This window comes from Pseudomonas sp. BJa3, assembly GCF_026343815.1.
Taxonomy (GTDB): domain Bacteria; phylum Pseudomonadota; class Gammaproteobacteria; order Pseudomonadales; family Pseudomonadaceae; genus Aquipseudomonas; species Aquipseudomonas soli.
Window position 1 is genome coordinate 1 of record NZ_JAOXMC010000127.1, and the last position, 279, is coordinate 279.

The 279-nt window shown below is 67.0% G+C and carries 1 protein-coding gene; it reads left to right on the forward strand.

All coding sequences use genetic code 11. The annotated features are described in order from the left end of the window. Positions 1-97: 97 nt before the first annotated feature. On the forward strand, positions 98-279 hold a 182-nt coding region (locus OH705_RS27145; protein ID WP_267303426.1), incomplete at its 3' end, for a hypothetical protein.

The following is a 279-nucleotide window of genomic DNA, read 5'->3' on the forward strand; positions in this document are numbered from 1 at the left end:
TGCCGGTCTGCGGGCTGTCGGTGCCACGCAATTCCCGCTAGAATTGCCAATGGAGAGCGGCCGTTTGAAGTAGCCGGGGAGGTGGATGAGCGGGCGCGTGACCAATGCGTCGGTCAGGCCGTGGCTGAACGCAGCCGCGCTCCTTTGCTTTTCCATCGTGCTGGCCACGTTCGTCCTGTTCGGCCAGGCTCGCGCCGCCGAGCCGGGCGCGGTGGCGCGCACCGAGGCCAAGCGCGTGCTCATCCTGTATTCCTTCGGTCGGGAATTCCGCCCGTGGAG